This is a genomic window from Streptomyces sp. NPDC002577 (genome assembly GCF_053594815.1).
Map to the genome: position 1 here is coordinate 1 of NZ_JBSFWK010000019.1, position 19,193 is coordinate 19,193.

The 19,193-nt window shown below is 70.7% G+C and carries 20 protein-coding genes and 3 tRNA genes; 6 read left to right on the forward strand and 17 right to left on the reverse strand.

Annotated features, from left to right (window positions below; genetic code table 11):
- Positions 1–182 precede the first annotated feature (182 nt).
- Entirely contained in the window at positions 183–1,205 is a 1,023-nt protein-coding gene (locus tag ACWD4J_RS23255; RefSeq protein WP_451397339.1) for an adenosine deaminase, read from the forward strand.
- Between the two features lie 43 nt (positions 1,206–1,248).
- On the opposite strand, the gene ACWD4J_RS23260 is transcribed toward ACWD4J_RS23255, so the two are convergent.
- The 6 genes from ACWD4J_RS23260 to ACWD4J_RS23285 all read right to left on the reverse strand — a co-directional run bounded on the left by ACWD4J_RS23260 (position 1,249) and on the right by ACWD4J_RS23285 (position 3,988).
- Positions 1,249–2,304, reverse strand: a complete 1,056-nt coding sequence (locus tag ACWD4J_RS23260) for a UDP-N-acetylmuramate dehydrogenase (protein WP_451397340.1) — start codon at positions 2,302–2,304, stop codon at positions 1,249–1,251.
- Between the two features lie 152 nt (positions 2,305–2,456).
- Positions 2,457–2,897, reverse strand: coding sequence for a MaoC family dehydratase (locus ACWD4J_RS23265; RefSeq protein WP_451397341.1), 441 nt, complete (start codon positions 2,895–2,897; stop codon positions 2,457–2,459).
- Positions 2,894–3,346: an FAS1-like dehydratase domain-containing protein gene (locus tag ACWD4J_RS23270; protein WP_451397342.1), complete on the reverse strand. Its 453-nt coding sequence runs from the start codon at positions 3,344–3,346 to the stop codon at positions 2,894–2,896. The genes ACWD4J_RS23265 and ACWD4J_RS23270 overlap by 4 nt, the downstream gene beginning before the upstream one ends.
- Positions 3,347–3,542: 196 nt before the next feature.
- A complete protein-coding gene (gene rpmG, locus ACWD4J_RS23275) occupies positions 3,543–3,707 on the reverse strand; it encodes a 50S ribosomal protein L33 (RefSeq protein WP_003948671.1) in 165 nt (54 codons plus the stop codon).
- 89 nt (positions 3,708–3,796) lie between these two features.
- Positions 3,797–3,869 (reverse strand) — tRNA-Met (locus ACWD4J_RS23280).
- A gap of 46 nt (positions 3,870–3,915) precedes the next feature.
- A tRNA-Thr gene (locus ACWD4J_RS23285) sits at positions 3,916–3,988 on the reverse strand.
- 411 nt (positions 3,989–4,399) lie between these two features.
- On the opposite strand from ACWD4J_RS23285, the gene ACWD4J_RS23290 reads away from it, so the two are divergent.
- The 3 genes from ACWD4J_RS23290 (at position 4,400) to ACWD4J_RS23300 (ending at position 7,147) form a co-directional block, all read left to right on the forward strand.
- Complete coding sequence (locus ACWD4J_RS23290; RefSeq protein ID WP_451397343.1) at positions 4,400–5,758, forward strand: amidohydrolase family protein; 1,359 nt, start codon at positions 4,400–4,402, stop codon at positions 5,756–5,758.
- A gap of 127 nt (positions 5,759–5,885) precedes the next feature.
- Positions 5,886–6,542 carry an NAD(P)H-binding protein gene (locus tag ACWD4J_RS23295; protein WP_451397344.1) on the forward strand — a complete coding sequence of 219 codons (657 nt, stop codon included), beginning with the start codon at positions 5,886–5,888 and terminating at the stop codon, positions 6,540–6,542.
- Positions 6,543–6,721: 179 nt separating this feature from the next.
- Positions 6,722–7,147: a nuclear transport factor 2 family protein gene (locus ACWD4J_RS23300; RefSeq protein WP_451397345.1), complete on the forward strand. Its 426-nt coding sequence runs from the start codon at positions 6,722–6,724 to the stop codon at positions 7,145–7,147.
- Positions 7,148–7,206: 59 nt separating this feature from the next.
- Here the strand turns inward: ACWD4J_RS23300 and ACWD4J_RS23305 are convergent.
- Positions 7,207–7,288 (reverse strand) — tRNA-Tyr (locus tag ACWD4J_RS23305).
- A 189-nt stretch (positions 7,289–7,477) separates the two neighbouring features.
- Here ACWD4J_RS23305 and ACWD4J_RS23310 point away from each other — a divergent pair.
- Entirely contained in the window at positions 7,478–7,966 is a 489-nt protein-coding gene (locus ACWD4J_RS23310; protein ID WP_451397346.1) for a YajQ family cyclic di-GMP-binding protein, read from the forward strand.
- 96 nt (positions 7,967–8,062) lie between these two features.
- On the opposite strand, the gene ACWD4J_RS23315 is transcribed toward ACWD4J_RS23310, so the two are convergent.
- Positions 8,063–8,329 carry a GlsB/YeaQ/YmgE family stress response membrane protein gene (locus ACWD4J_RS23315; protein WP_451397347.1) on the reverse strand — a complete coding sequence of 89 codons (267 nt, stop codon included), beginning with the start codon at positions 8,327–8,329 and terminating at the stop codon, positions 8,063–8,065.
- Between the two features lie 155 nt (positions 8,330–8,484).
- Here ACWD4J_RS23315 and ACWD4J_RS23320 point away from each other — a divergent pair, with 155 nt between their 5' ends.
- Positions 8,485–9,708: an APC family permease gene (locus ACWD4J_RS23320; RefSeq protein WP_451397348.1), complete on the forward strand. Its 1,224-nt coding sequence runs from the start codon at positions 8,485–8,487 to the stop codon at positions 9,706–9,708.
- 78 nt (positions 9,709–9,786) lie between these two features.
- Here the strand turns inward: ACWD4J_RS23320 and ACWD4J_RS23325 are convergent, their stop codons facing one another.
- From ACWD4J_RS23325 to ACWD4J_RS23365, 9 genes are all read right to left on the reverse strand, one after another.
- A complete protein-coding gene (locus tag ACWD4J_RS23325) occupies positions 9,787–10,926 on the reverse strand; it encodes a barstar family protein (protein WP_451397349.1) in 1,140 nt (379 codons plus the stop codon).
- Between the two features lie 14 nt (positions 10,927–10,940).
- Entirely contained in the window at positions 10,941–11,339 is a 399-nt protein-coding gene (locus ACWD4J_RS23330; RefSeq protein ID WP_451397350.1) for a YccF domain-containing protein, read from the reverse strand.
- The gene (htpX, locus tag ACWD4J_RS23335; protein ID WP_451397351.1) at positions 11,336–12,199 is read right to left on the reverse strand and encodes a zinc metalloprotease HtpX; all 864 of its coding nucleotides are present in this window, start codon (positions 12,197–12,199) and stop codon (positions 11,336–11,338) included. Before htpX ends, ACWD4J_RS23330 begins: the two co-directional genes overlap by 4 nt.
- Positions 12,200–12,418: 219 nt before the next feature.
- Complete coding sequence (locus ACWD4J_RS23340) at positions 12,419–13,927, reverse strand: NADH-quinone oxidoreductase subunit N (protein WP_451397352.1); 1,509 nt, start codon at positions 13,925–13,927, stop codon at positions 12,419–12,421.
- On the reverse strand, positions 13,924–15,498 hold the full coding sequence (locus ACWD4J_RS23345; RefSeq protein WP_451397353.1) for a complex I subunit 4 family protein: 1,575 nt from the start codon (positions 15,496–15,498) through the stop codon (positions 13,924–13,926). The genes ACWD4J_RS23340 and ACWD4J_RS23345 overlap by 4 nt, the downstream gene beginning before the upstream one ends.
- A 6-nt stretch (positions 15,499–15,504) precedes the next feature.
- Entirely contained in the window at positions 15,505–17,499 is a 1,995-nt protein-coding gene (locus tag ACWD4J_RS23350) for an NADH-quinone oxidoreductase subunit 5 family protein (protein ID WP_451397354.1), read from the reverse strand.
- The gene (nuoK, locus tag ACWD4J_RS23355; protein ID WP_451397355.1) at positions 17,496–17,888 is read right to left on the reverse strand and encodes an NADH-quinone oxidoreductase subunit NuoK; all 393 of its coding nucleotides are present in this window, start codon (positions 17,886–17,888) and stop codon (positions 17,496–17,498) included. The genes ACWD4J_RS23350 and nuoK overlap by 4 nt, the downstream gene beginning before the upstream one ends.
- A complete protein-coding gene (locus tag ACWD4J_RS23360) occupies positions 17,888–18,577 on the reverse strand; it encodes an NADH-quinone oxidoreductase subunit J family protein (RefSeq protein ID WP_451397356.1) in 690 nt (229 codons plus the stop codon). The genes nuoK and ACWD4J_RS23360 overlap by 1 nt, the downstream gene beginning before the upstream one ends.
- On the reverse strand, positions 18,574–19,152 hold the full coding sequence (locus ACWD4J_RS23365) for a NuoI/complex I 23 kDa subunit family protein (protein WP_451397447.1): 579 nt from the start codon (positions 19,150–19,152) through the stop codon (positions 18,574–18,576). The genes ACWD4J_RS23360 and ACWD4J_RS23365 overlap by 4 nt, the downstream gene beginning before the upstream one ends.
- Positions 19,153–19,193 lie beyond the last annotated feature (41 nt).

Genomic DNA, 19,193 nt, shown 5'->3' on the forward strand with positions numbered 1-19,193 from the left:
GAGCGGGGAGATATACAGCACCCGGCAGCGCTTCTTCGGATCGGCCGGTGGCGGGGTGGACGCCAGCTGGTCCAGGGCGGCGACGGAGAATTCCGGGCGCCCACCCGTTTCTTCGTTCGAGCAAGGCCACGAACAGGGAAAGCGGCTACCGGCGCGACACCTGTGTGCGGCAAGATCTCCGGATGGAGCGCGTAGTACGTGACGTGAGTCAGCTGCCGAAGGCACATCTGCACCTGCACTTCACCGGGTCGATGCGGCCCACCACCCTGCTCGAACTGGCCGACAAGTACGGCATCCACCTGCCGTCCGCGCTGACCGGCGGGGAACCGCCCAAGCTGCGGGCCACCGACGAACGCGGCTGGTTCCGCTTCCAGCGGCTGTACGACGCGGCGCGGGCCTGTCTGCGTGAGCCCGAGGACATCCAGCGGCTGGTGCGCGAGGCCGCCCAGGAGGACCTGAAGGACGGCTCCGGGTGGCTGGAGATCCAGGTCGATCCGACGTCCTATGCGCCACGCCTCGGCGGTCTCATCCCGGCCCTGGAGATCATCCTGGACGCCGTGGACAGGGCCTCGCGCGACACGGGGCTCGGCATGCGCGTCCTGGTCGCGGCGAACCGTATGAAGCACCCGCTGGACGCCCGGACGCTGGCGCGGCTCGCCGTGCGCTACGCCGATCGCGGCATCGTCGGTTTCGGGCTGTCCAACGACGAACGGCGGGGCATGGCGCGCGACTTCGACCGCGCGTTCGCCATCGCGCGCGAAGGCGGGCTGCTGTCGGCGCCGCACGGCGGCGAGCTGACCGGTCCGGCCTCCGTGCGCGACTGCCTGGACGACCTGCATGCGCACCGCATCGGGCACGGGGTGCGGTCCGTGGAGGATCCGCGCCTGCTGAAGCGGCTCGCGGAGCGCGGAGTGACCTGCGAGGTGTGCCCGGCGTCGAACGTCGCCCTCGGCGTGTACGAGAAGCCGGAGGACGTGCCGCTGAGGACGCTGTTCGAGGCCGGGGTGCCGATGGCGCTGGGCGCCGACGACCCGCTGCTCTTCGGGTCCCGGCTGGCCGCGCAGTACGAGATCGCGCGCTCGTACCACGGCTTCACCGACGCCGAACTCGCCGAGCTGGCACGGCAGTCGGTGCGCGGCTCCGCCGCCCCCGCGGGCGTACGGGAGAAGCTGCTGGCGGGGATCGACGAGTGGCTGGCCGGTTGACGGCGTTCCGCTGACAGCCTGCTGACGACCCCCTGGGGATCCCTCAGAGGCTGACGCCCACCGTCACCGGTTCGTTGACCAGCGTGATGCCGAAAGCATCCCGCACGCCGGCGACGACCTCGCGGGCGAGGGCCAGCAGGTCCTCGGTCGTGGCGGCGCCCCGGTTCGTGAGGGCCAGCGTGTGCTTGGTGGAGATCCGCGCGGGCCCGTCGCCGTAGCCCTTGTGGAACCCTGCCTTGTCGATGAGCCAGGCGGCGGAGGTCTTGGTGAGGCCGTCGCCCGCGGGATAGGCGGGTGCGCTGGCGTCGGGGCCCAGACGCTCGGCCACGCGCGCGTGGAAGGCCGCGAGCTGCTCCGCGGTGAGGATCGGGTTGGTGAAGAACGACCCCGCCGACCAGGTGTCGTGGTCCTCGGGGTCGAGCACCATGCCCTTGCCGGTGCGCAGCTTGAGCACGGTCTCGCGGGCGTCGGCGAGCGGTACGCGGTCGCCGGGCCCGACACCCAGCGCGCGGGCCGTCTCGGCGTACCTGAGCGGAGCGGAGAGCCCGTCCGCGTCCTCCAGCCGGAACCGGACGCGCAGCACCACGAACCGTTCGGGATCGGCCTTGAAGCGGCTGTGGCGGTACGAGAAGTCGCACTCGGCGTTCGGAATGGTGACCGTTTCGCGCGCCCTGCGGTCGTACGCGATCACTTCGCTGATCGTCGACGACACCTCCTGGCCGTACGCACCGACGTTCTGGATGGGCGTCGCGCCCGCAGAACCCGGGATTCCGGCCAGGCACTCGATGCCTGCGAGACCCGCCTCGACCGTACGGGCCACCGCATCGGTCCACACCTCGCCGGCGGCCAGTTCCAGCTCCGTACCCTCGAGTGCGAAGCCGCGCGTGGCGATGCGCAGGGCCGTACCGGCGAAGCCCTCGTCGCTGATGACCAGGTTCGATCCGCCGCCGATGAGCAACAGCGGGGTGCCTGCGTCGTCGGCCTCGCGGACGGCGGCGACCACCTCGTCGTCGGTGGTCGCCGTGATCAGGCGGTTCGCGGGGCCGCCGAGCCGGAAGGTGGTCAGTGGGGCGAGAGGGGCGTCGTGGAGTTCCTGCACGCGCACCAGAGTACGAGAACGGCCCCGCGGCTCAGGCGGGGCCGTTCTCGAGGCGGGCCCCTACAGGCCGCTCCAGACGCTGCAGTGCCTGCCCAGTCGCCGCGGCAGTTCGTCACCGGTCGTCGCCGACCACGTGACGAACGTCGCGTCTCCTAGGCCAGCTGTACGACCGCCCGGGACATGCCCAGCACCTTCTGGCCTCCGGAGGTGGCCGTGAGGTCGACGCGTACGCGGTTGTCGTCGAGCTTGGCCGCGATCTTGCCGCTGACCTCGATCACCGCGCCCTGGTCGTCGTTCGGGACGACGACCGGCTTGGTGAACCGCACGCCGTACTCGACGACGGCTCCCGGGTCCCCCACCCAGTCGGTGACGACGCGGATGGCCTCGGCCATGGTGAACATGCCGTGCGCGATGACGTCCGGCAGCCCGACCTCCTTGGCGAACTTCTCGTTCCAGTGGATCGGGTTGAAGTCACCGGAGGCGCCCGCGTACTGCACCAGCGTGGCGCGGGTCACGGGGAAGGTCTGGGCCGGGAGTTCCGTGCCGACCTCGACGTCGTCGTAGGCGATCTTCGCCGCCGTGCTCACCGTCATGCCTCCTCCGCCGCACGGGCCACGAGCTTGGTCCAGGCCGTCACGACGTGCTCGCCGGCCTCGTCGTGGACCTCGCCGCGGATGTCCAGGATGTCGTTGCCCGCGAGGGACTTGATGGCCTCGATGGTCGAGGTGACCGTGAGGCGGTCGCCCGCGCGCACCGGGCGCGTGTAGGCGAACTTCTGGTCGCCGTGCACGACGCGGCTGTAGTCCAGGCCGAGCTGCGGGTCCTCGACGACCTGGCCCGCGGCCTTGAAGGTGATGGCGAACACAAAGGTCGGTGGCGCGATCACATCGGCGTGGCCGAGCGCCTTGGCGGTGTCCGGGTCGGTGTACGCGGGGTTGGCGTCCCCCACCGCCTCCGCGAACTCGCGGATCTTCTCCCGGCCGACCTCATAGGGGTCGGTGGGCGGGTAGGACCGCCCGACGAAGGACTGGTCGAGCGCCATGGGCTCGGCACCTCCTGGTTTCCACGGCTTTCACTGGCTCGCACGGCTCGCGCACTCGGCACCGGCCGGCTGCCCGGTCAGGGTTCCACGGATGACCCGGTAAGGACGCGAGGCCGTCCCCGATATGGACGCGGCGCCCCCCGGAACGACGCAAGGCCGCCCCCGGAGAGGGGACGGCCTCGCGTACGAGCCTGTTTTATCGCGTCTCGCGGTGCGCGGTGTGCGCGTTGCAACGCGGGCAGTGCTTCTTCATCTCAAGACGGTCCGGGTTGTTGCGCCGGTTCTTCTTGGTGATGTAGTTCCGCTCCTTGCACTCCACGCAGGCCAGCGTGATCTTCGGGCGGACGTCGGTGGCAGCCACGTGAGTGCTCCTTGACGAACGGATGGGATGAATTAACGCAAGAAAGAGTAGCCGATCGAAGGACCGACCCCGCAATCGGCTACTGTCAGTAGCGGTGACCGGACTTGAACCGGTGACACAGCGATTATGAGCCGCTTGCTCTACCGACTGAGCTACACCGCTGTGATGCGATCCGTTCCCGCCTTGCGACGGGAACCTCACACACCAGAGCCCCAATACGGAATCGAACCGTAGACCTTCTCCTTACCATGGAGACGCTCTGCCGACTGAGCTATTGGGGCGAGCGATGAAGACATTACACGCTCGCCCACCGATCGCCCAAATCCGTTTCCCCCGCCCTGCCGTACGCCGGTGACAATGCCTCTCTGCGGGCCCACCGGGCCCCGCACCAGCCGACTCTCGCCGCGCTCAGTCGTCTCTCCAGCCACAGCGGTCGCGCCAGGGCGCCTCAGCCGTGCCGTCCCGCCGCCCGTCGCGCCGGCCTTGTCCGGCTCCGGCCCCCTCGGCCTTGTCCGGCCCTGCCGTCCCGCCGCACCGGGCCTCGTCCGGCCGCACCACGCCGGTACGACTATTGCGCTCCTCCTCGAAGCGGACCAGCCGTCACCCTAGGCTCGACTCACGCTGCGTGATCTTGCGCACGTCGCCGCGTTCGACATGACGCCTGCAGCCGTCCTTCGAGTCCCAGGAGCGCGATGCCCGACAGCCAGCCGCAGCAGCCCGACTCCCCCGGCACCCCGGGCTCAGGGGGCGCTTCGGACTCCCCGGGATCCGCGGGCTCGTCCGGTTCATCCGGTTCATCGGGTTCATCGGGCCGGTCGGGCAGCGGCAGCGGCGACCGGTCGGTCGGGGACGGCACGGCAGTGCTGCTCTGCGGCGCACGTCTGACCGATGGCCGGACCGTGGACGTACGGCTCAGCGGGGGGCGTATCGAGGCGGTCGGCACGGCGGGCAGTCTGACCGTGCCCGCTGCCCGCGTGGACCTGACCGGCTATCTCCTGCTGCCCGCGCCCGCGGAGCCGCACGCCCACAGCGACTCGGCGCTCTCGGCCGAGACGCCCGGCCCGGTGTCGTACGAGGTCCAGGACGTGCAGCGGCGGACCACCGAGGCCGCCCTGCTTCAGCTCGGGCACGGTGCGACGGCACTGCGTTCGCATGTGCGGATCGGCGATGTGCAGGGGCTGGGGCCGATGGAGGCGGTGCTGCAGGCGCGGCGGTCGCTGCGCGGCCTGGTCGATCTGATGGCGGTGGCGGTGCCCCGGCTCCTGACGGGCGTGGCCGGGGAGGACGGGCTCGCGATGCTGCGGGACGCGGTCAAGATGGGCGCCTCCGTGATCGGCGGCTGCCCCGACCTCGACCCTGATCCGGCGGGCTATGTGGAGGCGGTACTGGAGGTCGCCGCGGAGCACGGCTGCCCTGTCGATCTGCACACGGACGCGGATGATCCGGCGCGGCTTTCCCGGCTCGCGGCCATGGCGGGCGGGCTCCGGCCCGGAGTGACGATCGGGCCGTGCACCGGGCTCGGGCGGCTGCCCACCGAGACGGCGTCGCGCAGCGCGGACCAGCTCGCCGCGGCCGGGGTGAGCGTGGTGTCCCTTCCGCAGGGCGGATGCGGGGGTGGTGGCGTGCTGGGTGGCGGCGCGGCCCCGGTACGACTGCTGCGGGCAGCCGGGGTGCGCGTCGCGGCCGGCAGCGGCGCGCTTCGGGACGTGTCCAATCCGGTCGGGCGTGGGGATCCGCTCGAGGCCGCGTATCTGCTGGCCGCGCAGGAGGGGCTGCGCCCCGAGGAGGCGTACGACACGGTGAGCGCCCGGGCCCGGGCTGTGCTGGGACTGCCCGAGGTGCGTGTGGAGGCGGGTTTTCCGGCCGAGTTGCTGGCTGTGCGAGGCGACCAGCTGGCAGGTGCGCTCTCGCTCGCGTACAGCCGCATCGTGGTGCATCGGGGGCGCGTGGTGGCGCGGACCAGCGCGGTACGCGAGTACTGCGACTCGGCGGCGGCGGTGGCGCTCGACCTGCCGCGGCAGGGGCGCTCGAAGGGCTGCGATTCACCGTGAGGGCCGGCTCGAGCGCCGTGCGTCGCCGGCCGGCTCAACTCGCCGGGACGGGTGGGCGAGTCGGCGGCCGCGGGCGTCCGTACCGGCCACACGGCGATCTCGTACAGCCCGGCGTACGGTCGGAAGCATGCGCATTGTCATTGCTGGAGGGCACGGTCAGATCGCGCTGCGGCTGGAGCGGTTGCTCGCTGCGCGCGGGGACGAGGTCGCGGGGCTCATCCGCAACGCCGAACAAGCATCCGACCTGGAGACGGCGGGGGCCGAAGCGATTCTGTGCGATCTCGAGTCCGCTTCCGTGGAGGAGGTTGCGGGGCATCTGCAGGGCGCGGACGCGGCCGTCTTCGCGGCGGGCGCGGGGCCTGGTAGCGGCGCCGCGCGAAAAGAAACGGTGGACCGCGCGGCGGCGGTTCTCTTCGCGGACGCGGCGGAACGGGCCGGAGTGCGGCGGTATCTGGTGGTCTCGTCGATGGGCGCCGATCCCGCCCACCAGGGCGACGAGGTCTTCGACGCCTATCAGCGGGCCAAGGGCGAGGCCGACGCCGACATCCGCGGGCGGGCGGGCCTGGACTGGACGATCCTCCGGCCCGGCATGCTGACGAACGACGCCGGAACCGGTCTCGTACGCCTGGAGGCCCACACCGGACGCGGGCCGGTCCCGCGGGACGACGTCGCGGCGGTGCTGGCCGAACTGGTCGACACGCCGGCGACCGCGGGCCTGACACTGGAGCTGATCAGCGGTTCGACGCCGGTGTCGGTGGCGGTGAAGTCCGTGGCGGGGAACTGAGGCAGGGCGACGGGCGACGGGTGCGTTCGCCTTCGGCGTAAGGCGTTCGCTGGGTGTTCGCTGTGGACACAACGCGGGAAGCGCGGGGAGGGCCGGTGCTTGGCTGATGCTTGGCTGAGGCATCCGGCCCTCTCGACACCTCGTCCGCCACGCCCTTTCCAAGCGAGGAGCGCCCGCCCATGAGCACCGAAGAGCCCCTGGGGCAACAGGAAGTACCGGCCCAGCAGGCCGCCCTGCTCCACCGGATGTACGAGGTGTTCAGCACCGATGAGCGCGAGGCCGTCCTGGCCGCCGCGCTCGCCCCGGACGTGGACTGGCCGAATGTCCTCGACGGCATCCGCCTCCACGGCCACGAGGAGGTATTCGCATACTGGGCACGCCAGTTCGCCGCCGGAACGCCTCTCGTACGGCTGGAGGGGCTGCGGCTCGACGAGCAGAAGCCGGGTGCCGAGGCACCCCCGGACCGATCCCGGCGGGTCGTCGCGACGGTCCGGACCGGCATGCGCGACAAGACGGGCGACCACTGGGCCGACGCGCCGGTCGAACACGTCTATTCCTTCACGAGCGCCGGGCTGGTGAGCAGGATGGATGTACGTCAGCCCTGAGCGCATGAAGAAACCCCCTCCGACTGCGTTGTCGCAGTCGGAGGGGGTCTCCCTCAGCGTGGCGGCGCCAGGATTCGAACCTGGGAAGGCTGAGCCGGCAGATTTACAGTCTGCTCCCTTTGGCCGCTCGGGCACACCGCCGGGTATCGCTGCCGTTGAGCCGCTTTCGCGGTGCTCCGTGGCAACGACGTAAACGATACCTGATGCGTGGGGGTGCTTCGCCACCCTATTGATCAGTACCTGCTCGCGCCCTGGTGGCTAGGCTTTGCTGATGCGGCCAACGGGACCGGCGGCCGCCCCTACGCACCCCGATACAAGGAGCCACAGGACATGGCCGACTCCAGTTTCGACATCGTCTCGAAGGTCGAGCGGCAGGAGGTCGACAACGCCCTCAACCAGGCCGCGAAGGAGATCTCCCAGCGCTACGACTTCAAGAACGTCGGCGCGTCGATCGCCTGGTCCGGCGACAAGATCCTGATGCAGGCGAACTCCGAGGACCGGGTGAAGGCCGTCCTCGATGTGTTCCAGTCCAAGCTGATCAAGCGCGGGATCTCGCTGAAGGCGCTGGATGCGGGCGAGCCGCAGCTGTCCGGCAAGGAGTACAAGATCTTCGCGTCGATCGAGGAGGGCATCTCCCAGGAGAACGCGAAGAAGGTGGCGAAGATCATTCGCGATGAGGGCCCGAAGGGCGTGAAGGCACAGGTGCAGGGCGAAGAACTGCGTGTCAGCTCGAAGAGCCGCGACGACCTGCAGGCCGTGATCGCGCTGCTGAAGGGCCAGGACTTCGATTTCGCGCTGCAGTTCGTGAACTACCGGTAGTTCGTTTCGGTCACGGCCTGAGGTCTGTTGATCGCGCGGCGGAGGGAGGCACCCGGAACGGTGCCGCCCTCCGCCGCTTCCGGCTGCGGTCTCGGGTCAGCGGCGGGAGTTCCCGAACAGGAGGCGGTAGGCGATCAGCAGGACCAGGGAACCGCCGATCGCGGAGGCCCAGGTCGCTCCGTCGTAGAAGTCGTTGACGACCGGGCGGTGGAGGTAGCGGGCCGAGATCCAGCCACCGACGAAGGCCCCTGCGATGCCGATGAGGGTCGTGCCGATGAAGCCGCCCGGGTCGCGTCCGGGCAGCAGAAATTTGGCGATGGCACCGGCCAGCAACCCCAGAACGATCCAGCTGATGATGCTCATGCCCTGAACCTGCCTTTCCTGCGCGGCATTCGTGCGCTGTTGTCTGGGATGACGTCTGCGGGCGGCGCTCAGTTCCGGTGATCAGTAAGGTGCGGCGCATGACACACGAGCGCGACATATGACATGAGGGCGCGGCACATGAGACAGGGGCTCGCATGACACAGGAGCTGCGGAGGACGCTGGGCGTCTTCGACGCCGTGGTCATCGGGCTGGGGTCGATGCTCGGGGCGGGAATCTTCGCGGCTCTGGGGCCGGCGGCGGGTGCCGCCGGGTCGGGACTGATGCTCGGGCTCGGGCTCGCCGCCGTGGTCGCGTACTGCAATGCGATGTCTTCGGCGCGGCTGGCCGCGCTGTATCCGGCATCCGGTGGGACGTATGTGTACGGGCGGGAGCGGCTCGGCGAGTTCTGGGGATATCTGGCCGGGTGGGCGTTCGTCGTCGGCAAGACCGCCTCGTGCGCGGCGATGGCGCTGACCGTCGGAGCGTACGTGTGGCCCGGGCAGGCGCATGCGGTCGCCGTCGCCGCCGTCGTGGCGCTGACCGCCGTCAACTACGGCGGGGTGCAGAAGTCCGCGTGGCTGACGAGGGCGATCGTCGCCGTGGTGGTGGCGGTGCTCGCGGCGGTTGCCGTGGCCTGTCTGGGGTCGGGGGAAGCGGACTTCGGGCGGCTGGACGTCGGGGCCGACGCCACGGCTGCCGGGGCGCTTCAGGCGGCCGGGCTGCTGTTCTTCGCCTTCGCCGGGTACGCGCGTATCGCGACGCTGGGTGAGGAGGTGCGCGATCCGGCACGCACCATTCCGCGCGCGATCCCGCTGGCTCTCGGTATCGCGCTCTGTATATACGCCACTGTGGCCGTGGCGGCCCTCTCGGTGCTGGGGTCCGGCGGTCTTGCCGATGCGTCCGCGCCGCTGGCCGACGCGGTGCGTGCCGCGGGAGTACCGGGTCTGGCTCCCGTGGTGCGGGTCGGTGCGGCCGTGGCGGCGCTCGGGTCGCTGCTCGCGCTGATCCTGGGCGTGTCGCGGACGACGCTCGCCATGGCACGGGACCGGCATCTGCCGGGCGCCCTGGCCGCCGTGCATCCCCGGTTCCAGGTGCCGCACCGGGCGGAGCTCGCCGTGGGGGCGGTGGTCGCGGTGCTGGCTGCGACGGTCGACGTGCGCGGTGCCATCGGCTTCTCCTCCTTCGGGGTGCTCGTCTACTACGCCATTGCCAACGTCTCGGCCTGCACTTTGAGTTCCCGAAGGGCACTCTCCGTAGTGGGTCTGGTCGGCTGCCTGTTGCTGGCCTTCTCCCTGCCGGTCCTATCGGTGGCCGCGGGTATCGGTGTGCTGGCCGTGGGGATGGTCACGTACGCGGTGCGGCGCCGGTCGGCGCAGTGAGCGGCTCGGCGCTGGTGAGCGGCTCGGCAAGGTGAGTGGGCCGGTGCTGGAGCTGGTCGGCGTGCGTGTGCACGCCGGTCAGGCCAGGACCACCTCGACCCCCATCTCGGCCAGATGGCCGAGCAGTTCCTCGAAGGCCGGCGAGCGGCCATGGGTCTGCGGGGTCACGCCGAGACAGGTGCGGGCGACGTGGGCGTCGTGCCAGACCAGGGTGAAGGGCCGCCGGGCGCCGAACCCGCCGCGCAGGCAGTCCTCCAGGGCGTCGAGGTTCCGGCCGAAGTACCCGCCCGGGCCGTTCACCGCCTCGCCCAGTGCGCAGTAGAAGCCGGGCGCGTCGGTGATGTGGCGGCCGTCGAGGTGGTGGGCGGTGCCGGGCTCCGCCTCCGGCCTGCGGCTGTTGTGCCTGGCCAGGGCGGTCCCGAGCCAGAAGTCGCGGCTCGCGGTGTCGCAGTGCGCCCACAGGTTCGGCTCGGCCGGAATGCCGTCCCACCACAGGTCCCAGACCGTACGAGCCGCGTGCGGAGGCCGCTCCGACCAGGGTTCCAGGGTGAGATCGATCAGTCCGCGGCCGTGCGCCGAGGGGATCCAGGCCGTGAGCTCGCCCTCAACGGCGTACTGGAGCGTTCGCCCGAAGGCGTCGAGACGCAGGACCTTGGCGTGGCCGAGTTCCTCGTCGCCCGCGTCCAAGGCCGCCCGCAGGACTCCTCGCGGAGCGCAGCCGAGCAGCCGCAGCGGGGGCTCCTGCGGGTCGGGGTACGGCTCGCCGACGTGGGCCAGGTCCCGGCAGCGGCCGTACGGTTCGGCGCGCCCGCCGAACAGCCGGTAGCCCGGGGACAGCGGGGGCCGTGCCGGGTAGTCGCGCCGGCTGTCGTCCTCGCGCGCCTCAACGGTGATGTCGCGCAGCGAAAGGTCCGGGGCGCAGGGGCGGTCGCCGAGGACGCGTACGTCCTCCAGGCGCCACTCGCCCACCCGGTTGCCCGCCTTGTCGAGGATCTCGAAGGCCAGGAGGCCGAGCGGTGCGGATCCATCCGAGTGAGCCCGGGCGAGGGCAGCGCTCAGTTGTCCCTCGGGCGCGCAGCCGAGCAGTTCGAGGCGCGCGCGCTCGGGCAGGGGTGGGTCGGCGAAGAGATCTTCCGCGTCCGCGCACAGGGCCCAGATCTGATCGTGTTCGGGCTCTTCGGCGTCGTACGGGGCCAGTGCGTACTTCGGCGGCTGCACCCCCGCGCCGCCCGCTACCAGCTTGCCCGGGCGAACGGCTGGTCCGTGCGGACGATTTCGCGGCCCAGCGGCAGCAACGAGACCGGTATGAGCTTGAAGTTGGCTATGCCCAGGGGGATGCCGATGATCGTGAGGCAGAGGGCGATGCCGGTCGTGATGTGGCCGAGCGCGAGCCACCAGCCCGCGAGGACCAGCCAGAGGACATTGCCGACGCAGGAGGGCGCGCCCGCGTCCCTGCGCTCGACCGTCGTATAGCCGAAGGGCCACAGGGCGTAGACGCCTATGCGGAACGCCGCTATGCCGAACGGGATGCCGATGATCGTGAGGCACAGGATCAGTCCCGCGAGCACGTAGCCGAGGAACAGCCAGAAACCGCTCAACACAAGCCAGATGACGTTCAGGACGGTCTTCATCGGCGTCGACCTGCCATCTGTTCGAGCCGGGCGATGCGCTCCGCCATCGGCGGGTGTGTGGAGAACATCTTCGACATTCCCTGACCCGGACGGAACGGGTTGGCGATCATCATGTGGCTCGCCGTCTCGAGGCGGGGCTCGGGCGGCAGCGGCAACTGCTTGGTCCCGGCGTCGAGTTTGCGCAGCGCACTGGCGAGGGCGAGCGGGTCGCCGGTGAGCCGGGCGCCGGACGCGTCCGCCTCGTACTCGCGGGAGCGGCTGATCGCCAGCTGGATGATGCTGGCGGCGAGCGGCCCCAGGATCATGATCAGCAGCATGCCGAGGATGCCGGGGCCCTCGTCGTTGTCCGAGCGGCCGACCGGGATCAGCCACGCGAAGTTGACCAGAAACATGATCACGGAGGCGAGGGCGCCCGCGACCGATGAGATGAGGATGTCGCGGTTGTAGACATGGCTGAGCTCGTGGCCGATCACGCCCCGGAGCTCGCGTTCGTCGAGGATCTTGAGGATGCCCTCGGTGCAGCAGACGGCGGCGTTGCGCGGGTTGCGTCCGGTGGCGAACGCGTTCGGCGCGACCGTCGGCGAGATGTACAGCCGGGGCATGGGCTGGCGCGCCTGTGTGGAGAGCTCGCGGACCATGCGGTAGAGCCCTGGTGCCTCGAACTCGCTGACCGGGCGCGCACGCATGGCGCGCAGCGCGAGCTTGTCGCTGTTCCAGTAGGCGTACGCGTTCGTGCCGATCGCGATGAAAAGGGCGACGATCAGGCCCGTACGCCCGAAGAAACTGCCGATGACGAGGATGAGTGCGGACAGTCCCCCGAGGAGTACGGCGGTCTTCAGCCCGTTGTGCCGGCGGTGCACGGTACGCCCTCCTGGTGGTGCGGCGGGGGAACCCTCTGCGTTGTTGACGCTCTGGAGCTTCCACGGTCCGGTGGCTGGTGCTGCCACTGTCCAGTGGAACCTCCCGTACGGGTCAACGCCAGGCGGGAAGTACTAGTTCCCTTGTGCGTGCAGCGGCGCGCATGGGCCGTCCGGGTGACGGGCCACGCGCGCGTGCCGGTTGAGTCGTGTCTGCGCGACTCAGAACAGCCCGGTGCCCGCGAAGCGCAGGACGATCTGGGGTGCCCCGGAGAGGGCGATGCCGAGGACGGCGGTCAGTGCGATCGCGGCCGTCAGCGGGGCCGGAACGCGGTGCCGCTCGGGTTCTCCCTCCGGCGCGCGGAAGAGCAGCGCGGTCCACTGCAGGTAGTAGTAGAGCGCGATCACGACATTGACGGCCATGACCACCGCGAGCCACCCGAGACCGGCGTCGACCGCGGCCGAGAAGACCGTGACCTTCGCGAACAGGCCGATGATGCCCGGCGGCAGTCCCGCGAGGCAGAGCAGGAAGAAGGCCAGCGCCAGGGCCGCCACCGGCCGCCCCGCATAGAGGCCGCGGTAGTCGCTGATGCGGTTGAGCGGCTTGGCACGGGCGACGAGAGCGGCCACGGCGAAGGCGCCGAGGTTCACGGCTGCGTACATGAGGGCGTACGCGACGGTGGAGCCGATGGCCTTCTCGGCGTCCTTGGAGTAGCCGGCGGCGGCGATCGGTACCAGCAGGTAGCCGGCCTGGCCGACGGACGACCAGGCGAGCAGCCGGACCGCGCTGTACGCGCGCGTGGCCTGCTGCCGCAGCGCGCCGGCATTGCCCACCGTCATGGTGAGCGCGGCGAGGACGGCGAGCGCGGGGCCCCACACGTCGGCGTACGAGGGAAGGGCGACGACGGTGACGAGGATCAGCCCGGAGAAGCCGACCGCCTTGCCGACGACGGACAGGTACGCGGCGACCGGCAGGGGCGCCCCGATGTAGGTGTCCGGCACCCAGAAGTGGAAGGGCACGGCGGCCGTCTTGAAGGCGAAGCCGACGAGGGTCAGGACGACACCAGCCTGGGCGAGCGTGTGGAGTTGCCCGTCGACGTGTCGGAGTGCCGATGCGGTCTCGGTCAGATACAGGGTGCCGGTCGAGGCGTAGAGGAAGCTGACGCCCATGAGGGTCACGGCGGTCGCGGCGACGGACGACAGGAAGAACTTCAGTGCCGCTTCCGCGGACCGCTTGTCGCCCCGCTTGAGGCCGACCAGGGCGAAGGCGGGCAGCGAGGCGACCTCGAGGGCGACGACGAGGGTGGCGAGGTCGCGGGATGCGGGCAGCAGGGCGGCACCCGCGGTGGAGGAGAGCAGCAGGAACCAGAACTCCCCTTCGGGGAGTTCCCTTCCGGAGTCCTTGGCGTCCTTCAGGGCGCTCGCCGACATCAGGGCCGCGAGCAGGGCTCCGCCGAGGACGAGGAACTGGATGACGAGTGTGAAGCGGTCGACGGTGTAGCTGCAGACGGACGCGTTGTGCCGCAGACAGAAGGTGGAGCGGTCGCCGTCCAGCAGGGGCAGCAGTGAGAGCGTGGCCGCGGCGAGTCCCGCGATGGACACCCAGCCGAGGACGGCCTTCCTGTCGTCGCGTACGAACAGGTCGGCGACCAGGACGACGAGTCCGACGAACGCGGCGATGGTCGGCGGCGCAATCGCGAGCCAGTCGACGGACTGGACCAGGGAGCTCATCGGGTGCCTCCTGCGAGGAGCTGCTGCACGGCCGGGTCGGTGAGGCCGAGGAGGACCGCGGGCCAGAGTCCGGCGATGACGGTGAGGGCGACGAGGGGCGTCCAGGCGGCGAACTCGTAGCCCTGGATGTCGGGGACCGCTCGGCGCTCCTGCTCGGTGGATCCCATGCAGACGCGGCGTACGACGACGAGCATGTAGGCGGCGGTGAGCAGGGTGCCGAGGCCCGCGAACACCATGAAGGTCAGGAACGCGGGCCGGCTGAGGCCTTGGGCGGGCTGGAACGCGCCGAACAGGGCGAGCATCTCGCCCCAGAACCCCGCGAGGCCCGGCAGTCCGAGCGAAGCCACCGCGCCGAAGGCGAGCAGGCCGCCGAAGCGGGGGGCGCGGCCGTAGAGGGCGGCCCCCGTCTCCTGGGAGAGGGTGTCGAGGTCCGTCGTGCCGGTGCGGTCCTTGAGGGCGCCGACCAGGAAGAACAGCAGGCCGGTGATGAGGCCGTGGGCGATGTTGGCGAACAGCGCGCCGTTGACGCCGGTCGGGGTCAACGTGGCGATGCCGAGCAGCACGAAGCCCATGTGGCCCACGGAGGAGTACGCGATGAGGCGCTTGAGGTCGCCCTTCGCGCCCTGCCTTGCCAGGGCGAGGCAGGCGAGGGACCCGTAGATGATGCCGACGACCGCGAAGGCGGCGAGGTAGGGCGCGAAGGTGTGCATCCCGTCGGGAGTGATCGGCAGCAGGATGCGCACGAACCCGTAGGTGCCCATCTTCAGCAGGACGCCGGCGAGCAGGACCGAGCCGACCGTGGGCGCGGCCGTGTGGGCGTCCGGCAGCCAGCTGTGCAGCGGCCACATCGGGGTCTTGACCGCGAGCCCGATGCCGATCGCCAGAACGGCGATGACCTGCACGGATGTGGTGAGCGACCGGCCGTTGTCAGTGGCGAGTGCCACCATGTCGAACGTGCCTGAGTTGAGCCCGACGAGGAGGAGGCCCAGCAGCATCACGACGGAGCCGAGCAGCGTGAAGAGGATGAACTTCCACGCGGCCGGGCCCCGTCCCTCGCCGCCCCAGCGGGCGATGAGGAAGTACATCGGGATGAGCACCATCTCGAAGGCGAGGAAGAACAGCAGCAGGTCGAGGACGGCGAAGGTGGCGAGGGTGCCGGACTCGAGCACGAGGATCAGAGCGACGAATGCCTTGGGGGACGGGCCCGCAGGCATCTTGAAGTAGCTGTACAGCGCGCAGAGGAAGGTCAGCAGCGCCGTCATCACAAGGAGGGGGAGCGAGATGCCGTCGATGCCGAGGTGGATCCGCACGTCGAGTGCGGGGATCCAGCTGATGTCGGTCGTGGCCTGCATCTTCGAAGGCTGGTCGTGGTCGAAGCCGAGCGCCAGGACGATGGCGGCGGCGAGGACCGCGCCGGTCACGGTCACGCCGTGGCGGAGCACGGCCTGCTCGGGCGACTTCCCCTTCAGCCCGGGCGGGGCGGGCAGGAGAGCGGCGACGGCGCCGATGAGCGGGCCGACGACGACGAACGCAAGAAGGAACTGCATCATGGATTCGCTGATATCGATCACGGCTGCTCACGCTCCCCTGGTGGCGACGAGGACGGCGACGATCGCCAGGACGGCGGAGCCGGCGAGCAGCGCGCTGAGGTAGGTCTGCACATTGCCGGTCTGGGCGCGGCGCACGGCCGTGCCGAGCCAGCGCGGGGCGGTGCCCGCAGCGCGTACGTAGGTGTCGACGACCTCGCGGTCGAGGAAGCGGACCAGTTCGGCGGCGGCGCGTACGGGGCGTACGAACAGGGCCGTGTAGACGGCGTCGAGGTGGAAGCCGACGGCCGCGTGGCGGTGCAGCGGGCCGAGCAGCAGACGGCCGGGGTCGGCCGGGTCGGGGGCGTAGGCCACGTCTCCGTACGCGGGGGCGTGGCTCGCGATGGCTTCGGCCTCGACCACGCCGGCGTCCGCCTCCGGGTGAGCCGCGACCGCACCCAGGGGGACCCGGGCTGCCAGCGCCGTCGTGTGCCGCCAGGCGCCATAGGTGACCAGTCCGCCGACCAGGGCCAGACCTGTGCCGAGCACGGAGGTGGTGAGGGTCGGGGTGAGGTCGCGGCCGTCGAACCAGTCGGGCAGGAACCCCACAGTGAGCCCGAAGGCGAGGGACGGCAGGGCGAGCACCCACAGGACGGCATTCATGACCACGGGCTGCTTGCCGTGGTCCGGGGCCTCGGCGCCGTGGCCCCGGAAGGCGAGGAGCCACAGCCGGGTGGCGTAGGCGGCGGTGAGGAGGGCGGTGATCAGTCCGGAGACGAGCACGACCCAGCCCGCCGATGCGGGTACGGCAGCCGCCTCACCGGAGGCCGCGTGCTCGGCTGCCCCCAGCACGGCCTCCTTGGAGAAGAACCCGGCGAACGGCGGGATCGCGGCGAGTGCCAGCAGCGCCACGGTCATCGTCCAGTAGGCATCGGGGACGCGGCTGCGCAGGTCCCGCATGCGGGACATGGCGGCCAGCGAGTTGGTGCCGGCGGCGTGGATGATCACGCCCGCGGCGAGGAACAGGAGCGCCTTGAAGGCGCCGTGCGCGAGGAGGTGGAAGACGGCCGCACCGCGGTCACCGACGGCCAGGGCGCCGGTCATGTAGCCGAGCTGGCCGATGGTCGAGTAGGCAAGGACGCGCTTGATGTCGTCCTGGGCGAGCGCGGCCAGCGCCGAGCCGGTCATCGTGACGGCGGCCATCACGGCGAGGACGACCAGGGCGGCCGCCGACGCCATGAACACGGGGAGGAGCCGGGCGATGAAGTAGACGCCGGCCGCAACCATCGTCGCGGCGTGGATCAGCGCGGAGACCGGCGTCGGGCCGGCCATCGCGTCGGGCAGCCAGGTGTGGAGCGGGAACTGTGCGGACTTGCCCGCGACGCCCGCCAGGAGCAGCAGAGCGATCAGCGTCGGGTGGTCGAGGCTGCCGCTCGCGACGGCGCCGAGGACCTTCGTGATGCGGAACGACCCGGCGTCGGTGGCGAGCGCGAACAGACCGAAGAGGAAGGGGACGTCGCCGAGCTTGGTGACCAGGAAGGCCTTCAGGGACGCGGCCCGTGCCTCGGGCGTCTCCCAGTAGTGGCCGACGAGGAAGTACGAGCAAATGCCCATGACCTCCCAGCCGACCAGCAGCACGATCAGGTCGCCGGAGTAGACGACGAGCAGCATCGCGGAGGTGAAGAGGGAGATGAGCGCCGCGTACGAGGGGTAGCGCGGGTCGTCGCGCAGATAGCCCGTGGAGTAGATCTGCACGCAGGACGCGACCACGCCGACCAGTACGGCGACGAGGACCGCGAAGCCGTCCAGGTGCAGGGCGAGTTCGATGGGGACCGAGCCGGTGGGGGTGAGCTCGGTGGCCGCGTCGATGGCCGGTCCGCCGGCCTGACGGGCGGCGACCAGCACCGCGAGGACCGTCGAGAGCAGGGTGGGCAGGACGGCCAGGGGGCGCACGAAGCCGGGAGCGGTGCGGCCGAGCAGGAGGCCGGCCGCGGCACCCAGAAAGGGAAGGAGGGGGACGAGTACGGCAAGGGTCGTGGTGGTCACGCGGCGGCCTCGGTGTTCTCTGCCATGGCGGGGGCGGCCGGTTCGGTGCCGTCGTCCCCGGGACCGGGGCGCGTCTCGGCGGTGTCGCGGAGCTTGTCGATGTCTGAGGTGCCCCGGGCACGGTAGACGGCCAGCACGATCGCGAGGCCGATGCCGATCTCGGCGGCGGCGATGGTGATCGTGAAGAGGGTGAGCGCCTGGCCTGAGTGGAGGGTGTCGCGGGCGGCCTGGCTGAGCCAGACGTCGAAGGCGACGAGGTTGAGGTTGACGGCGTTGAGCATGAGCTCGACGGACATCAGCACCAGGATCGCGTTGCGGCGGGCCAGGACGCCGTACAGGCCGGTGCAGAAGAGGAGGACGGAGAGCACGGCGGGATAGGCGAGATGCATCAGCGGACCCCTTCCTTGCCGGACGCCGCCTTGCCCTCGGAGGCCGCTGTGCCCATGGACGGTGTCTTGTCCTCGGCCGGCGCCTTGTCCCCGGACTGCGCCCTGTCCGGCGATTCCTCGGGTCGTTCGCCCTCGGCTGCCGCCTTGCGGGACAGGACGATGGCGCCGACGAGGGCGGCGAGGAGCAGGACCGAGAGCGCCTCGAACGGCAGCACCCAGTTCTTGAAGAGGCTGGCGCCGGTCACGGCGGTCGAGCCGTCGGAGCCGGCGACAGCGGCTGCCGCGGCGTCCAGGTCGATCCAGGTCGTACGGAAGGCGTCGACGACGACCCAGACCAGGGCGACGGCCGCGGCGCCGGCGACGGTGAGCGCCGCCCACCGGTTGCCGGAGTCGGCGTCCGGGGAGCGGCCGATGGGCGCCCTGGTGAGCATCAGTCCGAACAGGAGGAGGACCACGACGGAACCGACGTAGATGAGGACCTGCACCCAGGCGATGAACTCGGCGGTCAGCAGGAGGTACTCGACGGCGAGGCCGCCGAGCGCCACCACCAGCCACAGGGCGGCGTGCACCAGCTGCTTGGTGGTGACGGTTATGGCCGCCGCGCCGAGCGTGACGATCCCGACCAGCAGGAAGGCGATCTCGACGCCGGTCGGGGAGAGGAAGCCGTGGCTGCTCGCTGCGAGGGTCACGCGGATCCCTCCTCTCCAGGAGTGCCGGAGGCGGAGGGGCCACCGGACACCTCGGGGGCGCCGGAAGCCTCGGGGGCGCCGGAAGCCTCGGGAGCCGCGGGCGGCTCCTGGGCGGCGGCCAGCTTCTCCGCGGCCTTGCGGGCTGCGGCCAGCTCCTTGGGCTCTTCCGCTCCGGGGTCGAGGGCGGGCGGGGCCGGGACCGTCCACATCCACTCGCGGAGCTTGTCGCGCTCGTGGGTGAGGTCGCGGATGTCGGTCTCGGCGTACTCGAACTCCGGGGACCAGAACAGCGCGTCGAAAGGACACACCTCGATGCAGATACCGCAGTACATGCAGAGCGAGAAGTCGATGGCGAAGCGGTCGAGGACGTTGCGGCTGCGTTCGCGTCCGCCGGGTGCGGCGGCCGGGACCGTCTCTTTGTGGGAGTCGATGTAGATGCACCAGTCAGGGCACTCGCGTGCGCACAGCATGCAGACGGTGCAGTTCTCCTCGAACAGGCCGATGACACCGCGAGTGCGCGGCGGAAGCTCGGGCTGGACGTCCGGGTACTGCGCGGTGACGGACTTCCTCGTCATCGTGCGGAGGGTGACGGCCAGGCCCTTGGCGAGGCCGGAAC